This is a genomic window from Ruegeria profundi (assembly GCF_020171505.1).
Lineage (GTDB): Bacteria > Pseudomonadota > Alphaproteobacteria > Rhodobacterales > Rhodobacteraceae > Ruegeria > Ruegeria profundi.
In genome coordinates, this window is record NZ_JAIUZS010000011.1 from 63,274 (window position 1) to 82,769 (window position 19,496).

Below are 19,496 nucleotides of genomic sequence, written 5' to 3' on the forward strand. Positions count from 1 at the left end.
GATATCCAATAGGTTCATGCGCGGGTCGCTCGCGGTGCGCATCGTGCTATCGATGGCGGCGGGTTTTGCAGTCCTTCTGGTGCTTATTTCGGCTCTCTTGTGGGCCTACGCCCGGAACGCGGCTGATCAGTCCTACGATCTTTTGCTGGCGGGGGCGTCACTCTCTATCCTCGATTCCGTTGTCCCGTCACAGGACGGCGTCAGCGTCGTGGTGCCACATTCGACGTTCGATATCCTTGCCCTCGCCCCCGATGACCGCGTTATCTATCACGTCTCGCAGGGAGAGCGCAGCCTTACTGGGGAGGATGTGTTTCAGCGCTCCAAATCAGAACCTATGGTTGAACCTCGTTACTTCGATTTCGAGTTGCACGGCACGGAATTCCGAGGCGTGGAGCAAAGCAGAAGGGTGGTTCTTTCAGATGGCCCGAGATGGGTGACAGTACAGGTCGGGCAGACCAGTATTGCGCGAAGTTCCGCGGCTATCGAATTGTTCATTGTGGCCATGGCCGGGCTGCTGTCGGTTTCTCTCGTCGGCTTCGCTTTCGTTGTCTTGGCGACTCGTAGTGCCCTACGCCCGCTCGACCGGATTGCGGAAGATCTGAAAAGCCGCACCGCTGACGATCTTTCAGCTCAGACCACCGCTGCACCGGCCGAGATTTTTGGGCTGGTGAATGCGTTGAACGGTTTCATGGAGCGATTGCAGCGAACACGGGCGCAGAATGAACGTTTCATTGCCGATGTGGCACATCAAACCCGTACAAGTCTCGCCGCTTTGCAGGGTCACCTGGCGCTCGCAAGCGACAGCGAAGACACCGCACAGATCCGCCGACGCCTCGAGCGTGCTTTGCGGACTGCCAATGCAGCCAGTCACCTGACCGATCAACTGCTCGCCCATGCCATGGTTATACATCGTGCAGGCTCTAGGGAGCCGCAGGATATCGACCTCGACCCGCTATTGAGGCAACTGCTGTCGGAGCTACTGCGCGAGACCTCCTATCGTGCAATCGACCTTTCGTTCGAGCCGGCGGACGCCGTGCCAGCGATTATCGCGGGCGATCCAATTTCCATTCGCGAGGCGGTCAAGAATCTCTTAGAAAACGCCGTGCGACATGGTCCGCCCGACGTGAGCATTACTGTTCGGCTCGACGTAAACGAGGCGTTAGTAACGCTGGAAGTCGAAGACTCGGGGCCCGGAATTCCTAGCGACCAGCTTGAACGCGCGCAGCAACGCTTTCAGTCGTTGAACGCAGACACCGCTGGATCAGGATTGGGTCTCGCAATCGTCACCGAAGTGGCCAACGCCCATGATGCGACCGTCGACCTTCTCTCCGGCAAACTTGGTGGGCTTTGTGTACGTCTCAGCTTCCCGGCGCGAAAAGCGGCTAAGCGTGGCGGGCCCTCTAAGCAGAATGAAGCGTTTGCCGTCTTTCCGACCGGGAAAGTGTTGGTCATTTCATTTCTTGGTATGGGCATTGGTACTGACGCTACTGCACAGGTCGAACTCGAAATCTGGAGCGCGACCGATCAAGTGGCGATGGCTCCCTTGATCTCTGCCTTTGAAAGGCGAAATCCCGATATTCAAATCAGCTATGCCGAATTCGAAACCGTTAGGCTTCACGCTGCGCTTCTGTCTACGGAACCGCAGGACATGCCCGATGTTGTCATCAGTTCCGCCATGGATCTTCAGGTCGATCTGGTGAATCGCGGATACGCCCGGCGTGTCGAGATTGCGCCCCTGAGCATTCCTGCTTGGGCCGAGTGGAGGTCGGAACTCTTCGGTTTTACATTCGAACCGGCGGCGGTGATTTATCACCGCCCGTCAATTGCTGGAGACAATTTGCCGAGGAACCGCCTCGCTCTGTCCAGCTACATCGCAGAGAATGAGGAGCGGCTTCGCGGTCGTATCGCGACCTACGACATCGAAGCTGCAGGTGTCGGATATCTCTTTGCCACGCAACAGACACTGCAGTACCCCGATTTCTTTCGCCTTGCCGAGACACTCGGACGCGCGGATGTGGTTCTGCTCGCTTCCAGTCGTGCCATCATCGACCGAGTAGCGAATGGTGAGCTTCTCCTCGGTGTCGACGTTTTGGGCTCATATGCGATCACCGCTGCCTCGCAGGTCGAAACCTTGGGCGTTCACTTCTTCGACGACGTCAATCCTGTAATGACTCGGACCGTGTTTATTCCTTATGCCGCCAGAAATCCACAAGACGCAGAACACTTCGTCCGCTTTCTGCTCTCCGATGTAGGGCAGTCCGCGATTGCCGAGCAATCAGGATTGCTGCCTATTGCTGAAGAGCTGCTGATACGCAGCAGCAAGGGGGGCAACTCCCCACTAACTACCACTTCCGCACAGTTACACCCAATCCGACTGTCTGTTGGGTTGCTAACGTTCTTGGACGAGCTGAATCGCGCAAATTTTCTTGAGGCATGGTCGTCAGCAGTTCGGCAATGAACTCTAAGATGAGACCCTTGTGTTCCGCAGGCGAAGTTTGTTTTGCCGACGGTCAGGATCCCATATCGACCGGTCTGCTTTTACTTGTGTCGAATTCGTCCCTGCCTGAATTGACTATGGGGATCAGGAGAATGAAGCCCCTGGAAAGGTGGCCAAGTCTCTTGCGTAAGTCTTGCGATTTTGGAAAATCGGACCGATTGGCGAACTTATTCAGAGTACTAGGAGCATTAAAGGTTCATTCTGTGTGCGATCTGCCATGAAAGTCAGCAAAGCGCGATGGAGCAGACCTTGGTCTTCGCAATCTGATCGGCAGAATTGTCCGAAACTCAGACTTAGACGCCCTGGAAGCCAAGGTCCGGTTCTGCCGTAAGCCGTCATAGAGGCGTCAAAGCGGACGATGCCGCGGCATCCGCTGTTCCTGAGCGACCGCTGAAAGCAGCTTAGCTGTCATCTGACTGAAAGCGTCCGATGTCTCAGTTGAGCCCAAAAGCCGTGACTCATCTGGTGGAGCATTAGAAATAAATATAGGCCTGAGTTTCGACTACAAGCCGCGCAGTCTATCTTGCGAACGCTTCTGATTTTGATTTGCTGAAGGGATAGTGGTCTTGTCAGAAGAACTTTGCTTGAGCGGGGCAGGGCGGTTGCATAGCATTCAGGAATGACCAAACCTGCCTCCTTCAAATACTTCAAATCCAGTCCCGAGATCATCCGCCTTGCGGTGATGCTGTACATCCGATTTCCACTCTCGCTTCGGAATGTCGAAGATCTGCTGCATGAGCGCGGGATCGATGTCAGCCATGAAACTGTCCGATATTGGTGGAACCGGTTCGGGCCGGTGTTTGCTGCGGAGATCCGAAGAAAGCGTGTGCAGCAGCTGCGCGCGTTCTCGAAATGGAAGTGGCACATGGCGAGGTCTTCGTAAAGGTGAATGGCAAGCGACATTATCTGTGGCGCGCGGTTGATCACGAAGGTGAAGTGCTGGAAGCGGTTGTCACCAAACGCCGAAACAAAGCTGCAGCACTGCAATTCCTGAAGAAATTGATGAAGCGGCACGGTCGCGCCGAAGAAGTAGTCACAGATCGCTTCGCTTCGTACAAGGCGGCGCTCAGAGATTTGGGTGCTCTCGAAAAACAACAGATGGGCAGGTGGCTCAACAACCGCGAAGAGAATTCGCATCTGCCGTTCCGACGACGCGAACGCGCCATGCAACGCTTCAGGCGCATGCGAAGTTTACAGAAATTCGCCTCCGTCCATTCCTCAGTCTACAACCATTTCAACCAGGAAAGATCGCTCGCCAGCCGAGGCACCTTCAAGCTGACGCGCACCGCCGCTCTTGCCGAGTGGCGCGAGCTTGGCGCGGGATAAAGGAAAGCGTCACTGGTCTAACAGAGACGAGTTCGAATTCGTCTGACAGCACCGCCACTTGCACATAGCAAACCCGAGATGAGGTCCCTGCTGCCAAATCCGGCGTTGTCCTTGATCGGCCCTTTGCGCGTGAACTAGGTCTCTGCACCCACGCGGGATCGCACCATATCATCCGGTCGAAGGGCGCCGCGTTCTTCGAGATAGGTCACAAAGCCAGAATACAGGTGGTACAGGCTGGATGAGGGCATCTTGTCGGACAAAAGCTCTCCAGTCGCTGAGCGCTTGTCATACCACCCCCCTGGAACGGGCGTGGCCAGATACGTGTCAAAAATCACTTTAACCACTTTCTCCGGGGAACATGTCTGATGGACAATGCCATAATGCCGCAGGCTCAACAGCGCTTTGAGAAACTCCGTCTGCGGCCACAGCCTGGAGCTCTGTTCGACAGGCGCGGTGCAATCCGGCAAGAGGGAGCCAGATCCGCTGGCGCGCAACAAATACTGATAGATTTGTCTGAAATTGCCACCACTTGCTGCGCCCATAACCTGTTCATACCGGTGCAACAGCGAAATCCATTCGGCAGCATGGCCCGGTTCGTTGCGCTGAATTGACTTCACTGGCACCCAGTCTTGGTCGAAAAACTCCCGAACGGTGCCATCAGAAGCCGCGAATTTCTCGTGAAAAAGCTCCAAGCATTCATCTGCCGCCTCTTGCCAGACAGGTGCCCCTGTCGCGGCAAAAAGCTCCACTGAGGCTTCAAACAGGTGCATGTGAGAATTCTGTAATCTCGGAAAGGCGCGTGAGGGGGTCTCAAACCACCCTCTCGGAGCTTTCAGCTCCGCCAATCTGCGCTCCAGAAACGCGAGCTCTGCTTCAATACCAAAACCGGCCGCAACCATGGCCGAGGCAGCCAGCAATACGAAGGACAGATCGTAAAGCTGATGTCCGGCCCCCAGAACGGCGCCCTCGGGAGAGGTGAGCGACGCCAGACGTTTGGTTTGGGGGTCAAAACAGGCCATAGTGAAGCGGAACAGATCATTTGCGACTGGCAGATACCGCTCCGGATCGTACCTCCCCGCCCGCGCGAAAACATAGCATTGCCTTGGATGAATCCTCACCCGGCGCGGTAGTCCGCTAAGCGGTGCACCGCAATGGTCCAACGCCTCCACACAACCGCCATTTTTCTTGTCAATTCCGCGCTCGGCCCAGAGCGGCAACGTCTCGGAAAACACCCACCGCTTTGTTTTCTGCACCAAAGCCGGATCCAAACGGACCCCACTATCCTCAGGATCACATTTAAATAATTCATTTTTTCGCATTTCTCTGTCCGCCTCCCCCATATCGTCGGATCGAAGAAATTGCACGAAAGAGCCGCGCACGGCTCAACCTGCAAACTGATAATCAGGAAATAAAACTGTCCTCCTCTTCGGTTTTGGCTGGCTCGGCTGCCTCTGCCCCTGCAGCGATCTGATCTGCACGTCGTGCAAGCAGATCGAGAGACACCTTAAATGGCGCATCCATGGTAAGCCCGAGATCAGAATAAATCTCGGCCAGGCGGTGCCGCCAGTCATGGCGACGGTTCATATTGATCAGGTTCAGCCTCGATGCCCGGTGCAGCCGCTCCGGATCCGCCAGCAGCGCGTCAATTTCATCCGCGGCGGTTTCTGGATCAGCTGACAGATCGATCGTCGCATCCTCCCAATCGAGCAAGGATTTTCGGCTTTCATACTCCGGCGCCACACCGGCAATCACAGTTCCCGCTGCAAGGCTTTCGAACCATCGCGGGCCGACATAGGAATGCTCAGCCGTGTTCTTTTCATTGGCAAAGAAGTGGTCGAAGGCGAGAGAGATCTGCGTCTTGCGCAATGTGTGCCAGAAGGTGGCGCGATACCGCGGTTTATCGCTGGGCTCCGTGTTCCCCCCCACCGAGTTGTTGAGATAGAGGTGCTCTGATCCGGGGCGGTTCAGACGATCGCAAATGGCGGCCGAGATGCCGCTATGCAACCGCCCAAACCCGGCAACCGAGACCGGGCGATCTTTCTGGGTCTCAAAGGGTTGGGCCTGAACCCCAAGAACATCCGCCGCCATGGGCAGGAACGACACGGGTAAGGCGAGATCCTTTTGGATCTTCTCCACAGCATCCGGAATCCCAACATAGACTTTGTCCAGCTTCGTCATCGCCCGGTAGCGTGGATTGAGAAGCCTTTTGACCGGATCGCGATATCGCGTCGTATGCGAGCCATAACCGCCAAACACATACGCAACCGTATGACGCCCCTGTGGCATGCCGGCGAGGCGATATGTCGTCGCCATTTTGCGGAAGTTCAGACCAACAACAATGACAAGGTCATAATCGCCAGTCGGCGCCGGCTTGCCTTCTTCAGCGAGAAAAAGCGTGGCCCGGGCTGCATCCAAGATGCAATCTTCGAAATCCTGAGCACAGCAATCCGCGACCGTCCTCTGAATACCGCGCCCCGACACCAGGAGTACTTTTGTCATGCGGCCTGCCCCAATTCGGGATCACCCAATGCGACAATTTCGGCACGCAGCCCCATGGTGCGGCACGTCGCCGTGATCTCTTCAAGATAAATCGGGTTCATGACGATCAAGAGGTCCGGCTTCAACTCCGCCAGATCGTCTGGGCTGGAGATCGCAATGTCCAATCCGGGCGCGAATTTCCCGTGGCGGTGCGGATTGATGTCAACAATCGCGTCAATTGCATCGTCCAACCCGATGGTTCTGACAAACGACACGCATTTTGAGCCCGACCCCCAAACTGCAACCTTCCCATTCGAGGCCCTAACGCCCGCGATCGTGTCCCGCCAAGTCTGCTTGAGGAAGTCAACACGGCGCTGAAAGCTTTCAACGGCCTCGTGCACGCTGCTGGGGGACTCTTCGATGTCAAATCTGCGGTCTGCCGCCGGGTCCAGATTGGCCTCAAGAACAAGATACTGATCGCCATAGTCCCGCTCTACATTGATCACCGAAAACCCTGCCCGTCTGACGGCCGATGCAAGGGACCCTGGGGTGAAGTAAGTGCAGTGCTCGTAATACACATCCTCAAACGCGGCATCGCGCCAGACACGGGTGTAATCGGGAACTTCTATGCATAAAACGCAGCCCAGATTCCGTTCGGCATGCTCTCGTGACATTTTCAGAAAATCATAAACCGGCTGGATATGCTCGAGAGTGTGGCGGTTGCACAGCAAGTCCGCCTCAAAAACCAGGTGCTGCGGGCCATAATATTCAGAGATCAGTCGCATTGAACCGCGCCTGGGCGGTGCAACGCGGCCTGGAACGGCGCTCGGGTCGATACCGATGCCGGTCATATTGCCGGTCTCGCACATCAGGGCAAGAAAATCGCCTTTCGAACACCCGATCTCCACGACCGCCTTCTTTTCAAGATTGTAGTCTTTAACAAGACGGTCCGCCAAGTCTGACGCGAATGCGTTAAACGTGGGCGAAAAGCTCTGCTGGTCTTCGTATTCGGGCGAATAGGAGGACCATTTGGGATCGAAACAGACATTGGTAACGAATCCGCAATCAGCGCAAATCGCCAAGGCCACCTTGCCCATGGAAAACGCTTTCGCCTCCGCCGCCGTAGGCAGCATCAGGCAGCTATGCACCGGAACCGGTCCAACGCGGTAGAACGGCTCCGACAGAGCGCCCGCACAGCAAGGGCATTGGGAAATCACCGCTTCGTCAGACATCTGGTGTTCCTGCATATTCCAGCCGGCGCAGCGACGCGTCGATCAGACCGTCGGCCATCGCTTCCTGCAGATGCGCCACACGCTGATAGCGCGGACCTTCAAAATCCGACGTAGCAATCCCGTACTTCTGAAACGCACCGACAAGCTGTTTCACGCCGCGATGCACGGTCCATTGCGGCTCAAAACCAATGGACCTGATTTTTGAGCAATCCACCATATAGGTGCGCGTGTCGCGCGACTTGGTTTCAGAGAAGGCAATTTCTGAGCCCGGGATCGTCTCATGCACAATCGTGGCGATGTCGCGGACAAGGAGGTTATCCTCGTTCCGGCCAACATTGAAAATCTCGCGATGCACGAGATCACGATCCGCAACGAGGGCTTTCATGAAAGCCCGGACGATATCCTCGACGTGCACCACGGGCCGCCACGCCATTCCGTCCGACTTCAGGAAAACATTTCCAGTGGCCACGCCCCAGGCCGAGAGGTTGTTCACAACAAGATCAAACCGGATCTTGCTGGAAAGACCATAGGCGGTGGCGCTTCTCATGAAAACCGGGCTGAAATCGGCATCGGCCAACGCATCAAGCTCTTCCTCGGCACGCAGCTTGGACACCGCATAGGGCGTAACGGGATTAAGGGCTGAGGTTTCGGTCAGCCAACCCTCATCAGAGGCGCCATAGACCGAACAGGTTGACGCAAAGACAAACCGTTTCACGCCCGCGTCTTTCGCCAGCCGGGCCAGGCGGACGGTCGCGTCGGCATTCAGTTCATAGGTCAGACCGGGGTTGAGATCCCCCAACGGATCGTTCGACAATCCGGCAAGATGGATAACCGCAACAATACCGCTCAGATCCTGCGCCGTGATGTCACGTATATCCTTGACTGTGCCTGCGTCTGGAAGGGTTTGGTCTCCATAGCTGCAGCCTCGGTATAGGTCTGAATCCAACCCAATAACGTCATGCCCGGCCGCCGCTAGCCGTGGAAACATGCACACCCCAAGGTAACCTAGATGGCCGGTCAACAGAATCTTCATGCACTCGCCTCCCATGTCATCCACGGCGCGTGGCCTTTTTCCCAGGTTTTCTGCAGCCTGCGTTTGTCGCGCAGAGTGTCCATGCATTGCCAGAAACCATCGTGACGGTAGGCCATCAATTCGCCGTCAGCCGCCAGTCTTTCGAGAGGCTCTTTCTCGAACTGGGTAGTATCACCGTCGATGTAGTCAAAAACCTTTGGCTCAAGCACGAAAAAAGCGCCGTTGATCCAGCCCTCCGCTGTCTGCGGCTTCTCATTGAACTCCGTCACCTGATCTCCGGCAAACAGCAGATGCCCAAACCGCGCCGGTGGGCGCACAGCGGTCATCGTAGCGAGTTTGCCGTGGGCTTCATGAAACCGTAACAGATCGTGAAGGTTGATGTCTGAAACGCCATCGCCCCAAGTCAGCATGAAGCGGTTATCGCCAATCGTCTCCGCCAAACGCTTAATCCGGCCACCGGTATTGGTATAAAGCCCGGTTTCGACCAGATCGACATGCCAATCCGGAATGCTCTCGGCGGTTCGGCGGCGTACGCCCGATCTTGTTGAGACGATCAGGTCACCTTCACATTGCGAGAAATCGATCATCCAGCGCTTGATCGAATCGCCCTTGTATCCCAGGGCAATGACGAACTCGTCGAAACCGTATCTGTAGTAATGCATCATGATGTGCCAAAGGATTGGCTTGCCACCAATTTCGACCATAGGCTTGGGTTTGATATCGGTCTCTTCAGACAGCCTTGAGCCGAGGCCGCCCGCCAAAATTGCTACTTTCATAATTAACCCAGTAAAAATAAATCAGATCGAATTTTCTGATGGGTCGTACTGTGCATTCATTGCTCCGTGGTTGCAAATAGTTTGATTGCATGGTTTGAACTTTTGCACTCCCATAACTTCATATTATACGATTTTCATCGACAATTGACCTTGATCCCGGTCATTGTGGAACGGTTTGCACCAGGCTCGGGTGACCCTCAGAAAACAACGCGCAACGGCAGTCACATCAGCCTTACCGAAGAGCAAGCTGAACAGAGAACTGACTCGCGCTGAGAAAACGCTGCCCGGGGTCATTTCCGCCAGAAAGAACCTTTTGCGCTCCCGCAAAAGACAAGCTCAACCAGCAACAATACCCGCCGCAGAAGCTACCGTTTTTTCATGTCGGACCATGGATTTAGGCCAATGAGTGTAGAGCAAGAATGACACAACCTTGGATTGATCAAAAACTCACCTGTGTTTTTTTGCTGGATTTTACTCTTGATAATACTTCAAGACGCTCATGGCGAAGCGGTCATGAAGGGTAATCCGCCTCATCGGGATGACTGACGACCCTGAGTATGGGACCAGTTAACGTTGTTGCGAATCGGCATTTATTGCGAAAATTCGTTTGGGATATTTCTGAGGGCTTTGTCAATGGTCCATTTCAATCCGCGGTGTCGTGTCGCGAACGTCCATTAATTCGGGAGAGTTGTTTTGAGAACTGTATTAGCGCCGCATCAAGTTGTTTCGTCATGTCGGGGATGTGGTGCAAACGATCTGGAAGTTGTTGTCTCTTTCGGGGAAACCCCCTTGGCCGACCGGCTTGTCAAGCCACGCTTTGATGAGCCCGAATATATTGCCCCCCTAACCCTCGCGCTTTGCCGGGCCTGTGGTTTGTGTCAGATCCTGGAAACCGTTGAGCCACGCGTGCTGTTCGGCCCGGACTATCCCTATTTCTCGTCCGTCTCGGCCGGATTGCTCAAGCATTTTCGCCAAAGCGCCGAGGACCTTATCCGCAAGCGGAAGCTAACCTCAGGTCATCTCGTAATCGAGGCCGCCTCCAATGACGGATACATGCTGGATATCTTTTTAAGGAACGGGATCGGCGTGCTGGGGATCGACCCCGCCGACGGACCGGTGCAGGAGGCCCGCAAGAAAGGGGTTGAAACAGTACACGATTTCTTCGGAAAGCACATTGCCAGCGACTTGCGCAAAAAGGGTAAGCTGGCGGACGTTTTTCTTGCCAACAACGTCCTTGCCCATGTCGCCGATACGAATGATTTCATTGCCGGTATCGCCGAGCTGCTAAGCGAGGACGGTGTCGCGGTGATCGAGTTTCCCTATCTGAGGGATCTTGTGGAGCACGGTGAGTTTGACACGATCTATCATCAGCATCTGCTCTACCTGTCTCTGTCGCCCCTCAAGCGGCTTTTCCAGAGCCATGGCCTGCATCTGACAGATGCCGAGCGCACCTCTATTCACGGGGGATCTCTTCGTATTTACGTGGAGCGCAAACCCGGTGAAAGTGATCGCCTCAAAGACCTTTTGAAAGAAGAGGCCAGCATGGGCCTCTCTCACGCAGCGTATTTTGACGATTTCAAAACACTCATAGAGACCACACGTCAAAACCTGCGGAACGAAATAGAGGCCTGTAAGAAAGCTGGGAAAAAGGTGGCGGGCTATGGTGCGGCGGCGAAGGCGACGACGCTCTTGCATGTTTGCGGTTTGGGCAAAGACGAGTTGGAATTCGTGGCCGACAAAAGCCAATGGAAACATGGTCTGGAGATGCCCGTGAACCGTCTTCCGATCCTGCCGCCATCCGAGATCTACGCGCAGGGCATTGACTGTGTGGCGATCCTGGCCTGGAATTTCGCCGGCGAAATCATTCAGGAACACAAGGCCTTTGAGGAAAAAGGCGGGCGGTTCATCGTCCCGATATCAGCAGTGACAGAGTAACGTCAACGGTCATTGAACGGGCGCTACCTCACCCTTGGCCGGACCCTGTTGGGCGAACCCCGTTGATCTGCTATTGTGGGGCGTCAGACCATAGGAGAAGGATTGATGCATACTGACCTCGCAACACGGCGCCGCGCCCTGCTGCGCGCCTATATCTCCTATCTCGAAGCGGAACGGCGTTGGGAAACCGCGCTTGAGAACGCCAGATTGTGGTATCCGGCCACAAACCGATCCCGCGTTTCGTTTGTCGGCAACCCGGGCTCACCCGTGCGTAGGCTGCACGACCAGCGTCAGAGGGCGCTTGAGCGGCTCAAAGCCTCGCGTCTGAAACTCGCGGTCGCAAAACGCCGGCTCAGCCAGAAACCGGCCAAACCGAGGACCGTTCTGAGATTGACACATATGGTGCTCGAACTGGTCTAGGCGGCCCTCTGCCCCATAACCGGTCGACACAGTCGCCGTTTTGTGAAATCGCCGACGCGGTACAGTCTGTCATTCGGCGATCTCCGGGCGCAGGTTTGATATCGATCATTGCCTTCAGGTAATGCTCTGATAAGGGTCATCCCCATGACTGATGTGCAGGCTCAGACCGTCACCTTTCTTTCCTCTTCCGACGCCTTTGGTCAGCGTGGGGACGTGCAGGTCATCGAGACGCACGGCGCCTACATTTTCCTTTGCGGAAAGACGGCACTGAAGCTGAAACGCGCAGTCCAGTATGACTACATGGATCTCAGCACCGAGGAAAAACGCCACGCGCTACTCAAGCGGGAGCTTGAACTGAACCGCCCCGTGGCACCGGAGATCTACATCGATGTTGTGTCCGTCACACGAAAGGCGGATGGACGTTTGCGCCTTGTTCGATCACGCCCAGCGGGCCTTCCGTGTAGGGGTTGAGTTTTCCTGACAGTGCCAGAAGTGCTGCCGATTTAGACGTGGCCTGTTGCAGGATTTCATGCGAAGTCCACGCCTCCAGCCGGTATTTGAACTCATCGTTTTGCTTGGTCAGCGCGACGGGATCGCCGATAATGTCCGTGGAGAAAGCCACGTTCTCGATCCCGAAATCTTTGATCAACTGCATCTGATTTCGCGCACCCGCTTGCACGCTGAGGAACTTTTCGGCGGACCAAGGCCCAAGTGCAGTAACAATGGTTTGCTCGTCGATCCCCAGAAGAGAATAGAACGGAACAATCCAGGCATCCGCGTCTTTGATCGCTTGAGCACCGACTTCGGTCATCAGTTGGCCGTGTTCGATACTGATCACGCCCGCCTCAATCGAGCGCACGATGGATTCGTCTGTAAAGGCGTGAACCATTACATAGGTTCCCCAATCAGCGGCGGCCCGGACAGAAGCCTCAAGCTCTTCCGGCAGACCCTGAACGGTGTGTAACGGATCAACCTGAGAGGATACCCCACCGCCAGCCATCACCTTGATCTGGACAGCGCCAAGGCGCGGGGCTTCGCGGGTCGCACGCAGCGTTTCCGGCACGCCATCGGCTAGGAACTCCAAGTGCTGGTTAAATAAGGATGGTTGCGCCCCCATGAAATTGGGATGGGGCTCGGTGTAGACGCGATGCTCTCCATGCCCCGAGGTTTGCGAGATCACAGGCCCAGAGGCGTAGATACGCGGGCCAACGGCCTTACCCCGATCAATCGCTTTTTGAAGACCAATTGCCGGGCCGCCCGCGTCCCGCACTGTTGTGAACCCTCGCAGAAGCATTTTCTCGGCTTCAATTGTTGATACTGCACCCCAGTACATCCAGTCGAAGTTATCGCGCAGATCGGCCACGGGTTCAGTGACTGTCATATGCACATGTGCGTCGATCAGGCCCGGCATCAGAGTGCGACCACCACCGTCAATGATCTGGGCATTGGCAACGGCCAGTGGTTCCGCTGATACGTCTGCGATCAGGTTGTCCACGACCAGAACGTTTGCGTTCTCAATTCGCTGTTCATCAACACCGTTAAACACGTGGACATTGGTAATGAGTATCGGAAATCTATCCTCTTGTACGAATGCCGAATTGGACAATATTCCCACAAAGAGAATTGAGACCACACTTTTGGACAGTGTCCTCTTAAAACGCGGCTCTGAGGAAAAGTTCATTTTCCGTTCTCCCTCTGAATGATATTCAAGTCGGCGATCATGCTAACAGGGATTTTGAGAGTTGCTTCTTGTCATTTTAGGACAAACTGATTTTTCTCTGTCTAGTAAAGATAAATAGGATGACACATGCGCGCGCAGCCCTCTAGAGTAGTGATCCCGGTCATGCAGTCAGAATTTCTATCAGCAGTGGTAGATCGATCTTGCAAATTGGGCGCTGACAGGGGAAAGGTCTTGGAAGGCTGCTTGCTTAGGTCAGAAGTTTTATCTGGCCCGACACAACCGATCCCAAGCGCATCTGTATATCTCGCGTCCACCCGTGCTGCCAGACTTTCAAATAATCCGTATCTTTGCGCAGAGATTGCTAGTCAATATGATTGGAGCGACGGTTTCGTCCCGCCTAAAACCATGAGTCACAAGCCTAGCTTGGGCGACCTACTTGTTGCGTGGCTCCATTTTGCGGAAACCGTTCAGATTTCAATGAACTACACAATGACGATTGAGGGAAGACGGGCTGTTTTGAAGGGGCGCCGGATACGTCAAGCTTCTCAACCTCCCGGCCAAGCGGACGCATGGGACATTGTTGCCTGGTCTGAAATGTTTAATGCACGATTGGGGCCCGTGTGGAACAGCGCGCGTGTCGAAGTGCTTGTCTTCGACTCAAAAGCGATCCCGCCCACACTAATACCTCACAGTCAGATTCAAAAATGCGACGCATGGGGCCTCAGCATGTCGTTTCCCGCGTCTTGGTTGATGCAGCAATCAAAGTTTGAACGAACCGAGCCAACGAAAGCGGCGGTTCCCATTCATCAGTTACTCGACTTGGCCAATTTGTTCTCAGTGATTGACTACTCGAAATGGCCGGGCTTAGACGGATTTGCACAATTCATCGGTTTGCATCCCAAAACACTGCAAAGAGAACTCGCAAGACAAGGCACCACAGGGGCGGATCTCATAGATGGCGCAAAAATGCGTCAAGCGGAGCGATGGCTGACCGAGGGGCACCTTTCCATTACGGATATTGGAAAGGCCTTGGGCTACAAAAACCCAAGTGCGTTTACACGAACGTGTCGCCGTTGGTTCGGGTTAACGCCTGACCGGTTAAGGCGCGACTTTGATGCTCGTTAGTCTATCCATGAACTTTGTCCTGATTGAGATGACTCCGGTCCTTCGGAGCAATACTGTGAATGTCTACAAAGTCCGCACAACAGACATTAGAGAGAGTTGCGACGAATGACTGCTCTGCGGACTTTGCAGTCATTTGCATTTTACTCCAGAGGACCGCTGTCAGTCAAAAGCGGACCTTCGTAACAAGACGTTGCAATTTCCGAGACCGGATCTAGGTGCGCTCATAACGCTGCGTTTCTAACATTGATTTCATAAAAGAAAAGCTTGGAAGTTTGCCCACAGGTTTGCATGCCACTGAGGAACCATCGAACATACAGGCTCTCAGGCTTATCTGCGGTGCCCAATTACAGTTTACTCCCAATCACCAGCAGACGAGCGCCACGTCTTTGCTTCCGCATCCCAAACACTGGCTGTTGCGCAAAGCGTTGGGTTTATTCCGTCACAATTAGTTCCGTGGACATCTGCAAGGACAATGCGTTGACGCCCGAATTCGACGACCGTCCAGCCTCGATTGAGCAAGGAGTGAACTTCCTCTTCAATCAAGAAGTGCGATATGCATCCGCCAGTTCCGCAATAAAGAGATGCGGCGCTCGAACACGCGAAACCAGATTCATTCAGAACCCAGTCGGGTTGTAGATCTCCGTCGAGATCTACCCTCTCAACCGCACCCCAATCTAAGTCAAACTGACCGTCGTTGAACTCTGCGCAGGCTTGTGCTGCCAGGTCAACCTTCGCCTGCAAACCGGGCGGAAGTTGCGAAACATCAGCCGCGACAGCTGGTGAGGTCCAAACTAGGTTCGAAACCAGCACAATCCCGGAAACCAACCCTTTCAACAGGCGCACTCTTTGGGAAGCCGGTTGGAGGGTGGCATCAATTGCACTGATCATATCTGTAGTCCCCGTATTCCAGCCAGTTTGACGAGCCATCGCTAAAAATCAGAAACTCGGACCTGTCTTCCCCAAGGAGGGCGACGACAAATCCGGCCGGCGGCTCAGAGTTTCCGAAGTAACTGTAGGCCGTCATGGCTCTAATCGACTCGCCGTTGACCGTTACTCGTGCGTCCCACTCTCCCTCCGGGCTGTCCAAAATTACGGGTTCGATCACGCGTTTTATCGCCCCGCCACCACAATAAACGATACCTTCGGGTGCTTCGTATGAGGCCTCCTGGCTAGTATCTGAACCGCATGCAGAAAGAAGGGACCGAATTGCCGCGCTTGAACCTTTCAAGTCAAAGATTCCGTAGCTGACCTCTTGATCAATCATCGACAGATTAACCGATGCATTGGCCGCAAGCTGGTCCAGTACAAAACTATAGTCCTCTTGATTATTGAAACTGACCTCGACGGGATAATTGTCGACGATCTGCACGGCAGAGTTTTCCGCGCCAACCTGAAATGCCCCAACTTCGGTGGTGCCGTTCTTCAAAAAACGAATGGAAAGCCCTTGCTTCTGAACAATGTCCTGGCTGTCCTCGTATCCAGCCGGAGCAAAACGGATACGGTTGCACTGAAGTTCTAGGGTCATGTTTCCGGTTTGAATAAAAGCATTGGGATTAGGCCCAGAGTTGAACGACCACTCCGCTGATACTGTGGTCGCCATAACCATCATCAGCGTTCCAATGGAAATCGTTTTGAAACTCATTTTCTCTCTCCATGGTGTTGTAGTTCGCACTGTCATTCAGCCAGAGATTCCGGCCCGTTACCCAGGCAACAAGGCTAGGAAACAGGTGCGCCGTATTCGTTTGCGCCTTCTTGCGAAGGTCGTGTCAGCCACCAGATCATCAGGATGGACAGAACCAATTGAAGAATTGAGACAACGACAATACCTGTCACGCCCAGAACTGCCGCGGGTCCTCGCAATGTATCGGGGTCTTCGGCCCCTTGCTCCAATACCGAGAAGAACGCTACGCCGCCCAGCATAACAAAAAGCGTTGTAATGCTGAGCGCCATCGGCAGCAGCAAGTACCAGCCAGGTCGCCCTGTATCATGCAACCTCCGCCAACCGGCGGCCAGCATTGGTATGAGAACGGCCAGTTGGAAAACAGAGGACAGAACCCGAGATCCTTGCCCTGTTTCGGGGTTGGTCCCGAATACGATTGTATCCACCACAGCTAAAGCAGCACTCACGAGAACCACAAACAAGAAGAACCACCAGTATTCTGAGCGCATAGCCCGACCGGAGAACTGGAAGTATTTCGAGAAACACGTTTTGACGGCTTCAACAAAACCCATTTTCAATCCTTTCTTGGTTTCTGCGCGACCTAAGAACGCCTCGCCGACCCAAAAGAATACATTCGCCCTTATGGGTGCTCCCACCTACCTTTTTGTTTGAAAGCAGAAGCTGATCGTACGAGAGCGTAAAGAAGTTTGCGCGCGGAAAAAATATTGATTTATGAAAAATAAGATTCAAACATGCGAATTCGACACAACTTTCATTTTACCTCCGTTGTGATCGCTGTCGCCCGACTTGTCGGGCCCTTCCGGCCGCTGGAGTGAGTGCTGGCGGTCGGAAGGCGATTTACAATCATTGAGCGTTGGGAGGACGCGATGCTTAGACTTAACGAGCTATCCCTCCCACCAGAGTTCGCTTTAGCGTTTTCCAGTGGTGCCATTCGGCCATCACGCGCTGTTGGCGGTCTCGGTAGTAAACTAAAAATCGTTCCGCCGACCAAGCCCCTGTGGCATGTTTTGGGGAAGATAGTCACAGGATCGATTTATGTTCTATTGGCTACCCAGACACGAGAGCTTCAAACAAGCGCATCCAATTTCGTTAATTTCAAGGGAACCAGAGGGAGAAGAAAATGTCTAAAAAGATGGTGATGATTGCCGGCGCAACTTGTTTCGCATTGCTTGCAGCATGCGACGATACGAGTACATCAAGCGCGTCCGCCGAGCTCACGCCGGCTCAGCAGGCGTGTTTGCGAGATGTGGCCAACAAGACGAACAATTCGCAAGTCGTGGTGCTCTCATCCGCCTTTAGCGAGGCGGGAACACAGGTTACTGTAGGCGTTGGCGAAGATCGTGCTCCTTGGAACTGCATTGCTTACAGTGATGGCGCGACAGCCGGTATCGAGTTCCTGGGCGACGAAGGCGCATTGTGACCAGTCTGCTGCGTAGCCGAAAACGGCTGCGCAGCACTGGCTTGATCTGCTGAGGCTCGATTTGGTTTGTAGAATCATCATCATTGTATTCGCGATCCTTTACGTGTTGGCGTTGGTTGCGTTCTTAACGGGCACATTTGGCTGGTTAGGACAAGAAAGAGACCCTTTGTCCGGGGTGTTCCTTCTGCCGTTGGGACTACCTTGGATACTTGTAGCGGACTCGATCTCAGAGTCGGCCAAACCGTGGTTCGCGGCGCTCGCACCGGTGCTCAACCTGTTAGCGCTGGTCTTGATTTGCAGATGGGCACATGGTTTGCGCCGGTAGTGAAAGCCGCGCTTATTCTCACCAAAAGGGAGGAAAACATGGGAAAAGTGATCTTTGGTATTGTGATCGGGCTCGTCCTCGGCGTGGTTGGGGCGATGACCTTAGGTGGCGGGGCCGCGGTGGGTGTCGGCGTTGCGACAGGCTTGTCCGCCGGTGTCTGCACCACATTGAAAGGAGCACAAGCAGAGAACCTGATCACCCCCGAGCAAGCAGACCAGATCCTCAATCGCGTAAATTCCGAGATGGCATCACTGCAAGGAATTGAAACGACAGACGAGGTCGTCGGCAGCGCACAGGCATGCGATGAGTTTCTATCAAAGTTGAGGGATGCGAAATAAGGTTCCTGCCCACGAGGAACAGAACATCAAGGATAGACGAAAAGAGGACCTGCTTATGAAACGTCGTCTAATGAACCTTCTCACTCCTGTACTTGCGATCAGCGGAACAGCCGCGCTGGCCATGTCAGACGCCGATGACGCGTGTATCGAGCATTTGCGGCAGGTTGGTGGACCAGACGGTCAATCAGGTACGATTGAAAGCTCAGAATTCTCAGAGGCGGGTACGCTCGTCATGCTACGCGACGCAGGCGGAACGCTTTGGCGCTGCATCGCGTTCAAGGATGGAAGCATTGGCGAGATGTCGGTTGTCGAGGCGATGGATGATGGCGGTGGCGCCATGGCAGGCGCCGGTTCTACCGGTAGCCAACGTGTCAAATTCGATGCCGGCTCCACTGGCGCCGAACTTGTCGGCCAACTCGCGCCCGGAGCGTCGCGGCAATACCTTCTTGGTGCAAAAAACGAACAGTTCCTCTACGTCCGCGTTGCTCCGCAAAATGGCTCCTTGGACTACGTCATTCGTAACCCCGATGGTTCTGAACTGCTGGGATTGATGTCGGCGGACAATGAGTATCGAGGGCAGCTTTGGCAATCCGGTGATCATGTTGTGGAGGTTATCAATCGCAGCAACTCTTCCGTCGACTACAACGTAATTTTCGGAATTGAATAGGTTATCGACCAGAAATCCTGGATCTCAAGTCCAATACTGCAAGGAGCGAAAAGATGAAATCCAAGGTCCTATTGGTGATCGGCGCGACGTGCATTTCTGCGCTTGCAGCATGCGACGACAGTGGTGGATCAGTGGATGCAAGTGCACCAACTGTGGGCAGCTCTAGCGATCTTTCGTCATTTGAAGGGGCAAGAGCGGGCCAAGCTGAAATTGGCATCCAAAGTCTCGGATTTGAACTCATCCGCAGCGAAGGGCTGACCTCGTACTGGTTTAACAAAGATACTGGTGCATGTGCTCGGATCACGACGTCTGAGGGAAGGTACTCAGATGTAACTATGCTGCCATCAGGTGACTGCTGACACATTGTCATCAATCTAACATCTGCAAAAGGGAGCTTTAGTTTGCATTACCACTTGGCGCATGCAGCGGTCACCATCGTCGCTCTAATTATAACAAACCTGGCATTGAAGTCGTCCGGCGTGATCAACGAAGAAAGCAACCACCAATGGAACTGGAAAGTTTTTCTGGCCTACTTCGTGGTCGTCTTTATCATCAACCTGGT

17 protein-coding genes and 1 pseudogene are annotated in these 19,496 nt (G+C 54.3%); 9 read left to right on the plus strand and 9 right to left on the minus strand.

The features are described from left to right. Window positions 1-16 precede the first annotated feature (16 nt). Window positions 17-2,458, plus strand: a complete 2,442-nt coding sequence (locus LCM21_RS19975; RefSeq protein ID WP_224892138.1) for a sensor histidine kinase — start codon at window positions 17-19, stop codon at window positions 2,456-2,458. A 658-nt stretch (window positions 2,459-3,116) separates the two neighbouring features. Further along, a pseudogene (locus LCM21_RS19980) lies at window positions 3,117-3,823 on the plus strand (IS6 family transposase). A 134-nt stretch (window positions 3,824-3,957) separates the two neighbouring features. On the opposite strand, the gene LCM21_RS19985 reads toward LCM21_RS19980, so the two are convergent. From LCM21_RS19985 to rfbF, 5 genes are all read right to left on the minus strand, one after another. Beyond that, complete coding sequence (locus LCM21_RS19985; protein ID WP_224892139.1) at window positions 3,958-5,076, minus strand: AGE family epimerase/isomerase; 1,119 nt, start codon at window positions 5,074-5,076, stop codon at window positions 3,958-3,960. Window positions 5,077-5,224: 148 nt separating this feature from the next. Continuing rightward, window positions 5,225-6,322, minus strand: coding sequence for a glycosyltransferase (locus tag LCM21_RS19990; protein ID WP_224892140.1), 1,098 nt, complete (start codon window positions 6,320-6,322; stop codon window positions 5,225-5,227). Further along, window positions 6,319-7,533, minus strand: coding sequence for a class I SAM-dependent methyltransferase (locus tag LCM21_RS19995; RefSeq protein ID WP_224892141.1), 1,215 nt, complete (start codon window positions 7,531-7,533; stop codon window positions 6,319-6,321). The genes LCM21_RS19990 and LCM21_RS19995 overlap by 4 nt, the downstream gene beginning before the upstream one ends. Further along, the gene (locus tag LCM21_RS20000; RefSeq protein ID WP_224892142.1) at window positions 7,526-8,566 is read right to left on the minus strand and encodes an NAD-dependent epimerase/dehydratase family protein; all 1,041 of its coding nucleotides are present in this window, start codon (window positions 8,564-8,566) and stop codon (window positions 7,526-7,528) included. Before LCM21_RS20000 ends, LCM21_RS19995 begins: the two co-directional genes overlap by 8 nt. Then, the gene (rfbF, locus tag LCM21_RS20005; protein ID WP_224892143.1) at window positions 8,563-9,342 is read right to left on the minus strand and encodes a glucose-1-phosphate cytidylyltransferase; all 780 of its coding nucleotides are present in this window, start codon (window positions 9,340-9,342) and stop codon (window positions 8,563-8,565) included. Before rfbF ends, LCM21_RS20000 begins: the two co-directional genes overlap by 4 nt. 693 nt (window positions 9,343-10,035) lie before the next feature. Between rfbF and LCM21_RS20010 the strand changes: the two genes are divergently transcribed. Further along, window positions 10,036-11,277, plus strand: a complete 1,242-nt coding sequence (locus tag LCM21_RS20010) for a class I SAM-dependent methyltransferase (RefSeq protein WP_224892144.1) — start codon at window positions 10,036-10,038, stop codon at window positions 11,275-11,277. Between the two features lie 105 nt (window positions 11,278-11,382). Further along, window positions 11,383-11,697: a hypothetical protein gene (locus LCM21_RS20015; RefSeq protein ID WP_224892145.1), complete on the plus strand. Its 315-nt coding sequence runs from the start codon at window positions 11,383-11,385 to the stop codon at window positions 11,695-11,697. A 400-nt stretch (window positions 11,698-12,097) separates the two neighbouring features. On the opposite strand, the gene LCM21_RS20020 is transcribed toward LCM21_RS20015, so the two are convergent. Continuing rightward, window positions 12,098-13,378, minus strand: a complete 1,281-nt coding sequence (locus LCM21_RS20020) for a metal-dependent hydrolase family protein (protein WP_224892146.1) — start codon at window positions 13,376-13,378, stop codon at window positions 12,098-12,100. Window positions 13,379-13,540: 162 nt separating this feature from the next. Between LCM21_RS20020 and LCM21_RS20025 the strand changes: the two genes are divergently transcribed. Beyond that, on the plus strand, window positions 13,541-14,503 hold the full coding sequence (locus LCM21_RS20025; RefSeq protein ID WP_224892158.1) for an AraC family transcriptional regulator: 963 nt from the start codon (window positions 13,541-13,543) through the stop codon (window positions 14,501-14,503). 351 nt (window positions 14,504-14,854) lie between these two features. Here the strand turns inward: LCM21_RS20025 and LCM21_RS20030 are convergent, their stop codons facing one another. From LCM21_RS20030 to LCM21_RS20040, 3 genes are all read right to left on the minus strand, one after another. Then, window positions 14,855-15,391: a hypothetical protein gene (locus LCM21_RS20030; RefSeq protein ID WP_224892147.1), complete on the minus strand. Its 537-nt coding sequence runs from the start codon at window positions 15,389-15,391 to the stop codon at window positions 14,855-14,857. Then, window positions 15,375-16,145, minus strand: coding sequence for a hypothetical protein (locus LCM21_RS20035; RefSeq protein ID WP_224892148.1), 771 nt, complete (start codon window positions 16,143-16,145; stop codon window positions 15,375-15,377). The genes LCM21_RS20030 and LCM21_RS20035 overlap by 17 nt, the downstream gene beginning before the upstream one ends. A 74-nt stretch (window positions 16,146-16,219) precedes the next feature. Further along, window positions 16,220-16,735 carry a DUF805 domain-containing protein gene (locus LCM21_RS20040; protein WP_224892149.1) on the minus strand — a complete coding sequence of 172 codons (516 nt, stop codon included), beginning with the start codon at window positions 16,733-16,735 and terminating at the stop codon, window positions 16,220-16,222. A gap of 569 nt (window positions 16,736-17,304) precedes the next feature. Here LCM21_RS20040 and LCM21_RS20045 point away from each other — a divergent pair. From LCM21_RS20045 to LCM21_RS20060, 4 genes are all read left to right on the plus strand, one after another. Continuing rightward, window positions 17,305-17,604 carry an RFA2 family protein gene (locus LCM21_RS20045; protein WP_224892150.1) on the plus strand — a complete coding sequence of 100 codons (300 nt, stop codon included), beginning with the start codon at window positions 17,305-17,307 and terminating at the stop codon, window positions 17,602-17,604. A gap of 300 nt (window positions 17,605-17,904) precedes the next feature. Next, window positions 17,905-18,267: a hypothetical protein gene (locus LCM21_RS20050; RefSeq protein WP_224892151.1), complete on the plus strand. Its 363-nt coding sequence runs from the start codon at window positions 17,905-17,907 to the stop codon at window positions 18,265-18,267. A 55-nt stretch (window positions 18,268-18,322) separates the two neighbouring features. Then, window positions 18,323-18,934: a hypothetical protein gene (locus tag LCM21_RS20055; RefSeq protein ID WP_224892152.1), complete on the plus strand. Its 612-nt coding sequence runs from the start codon at window positions 18,323-18,325 to the stop codon at window positions 18,932-18,934. A 53-nt stretch (window positions 18,935-18,987) separates the two neighbouring features. After that, entirely contained in the window at window positions 18,988-19,293 is a 306-nt protein-coding gene (locus LCM21_RS20060; RefSeq protein WP_224892153.1) for a hypothetical protein, read from the plus strand. The last annotated feature ends 203 nt before the right edge of the window (window positions 19,294-19,496 follow it).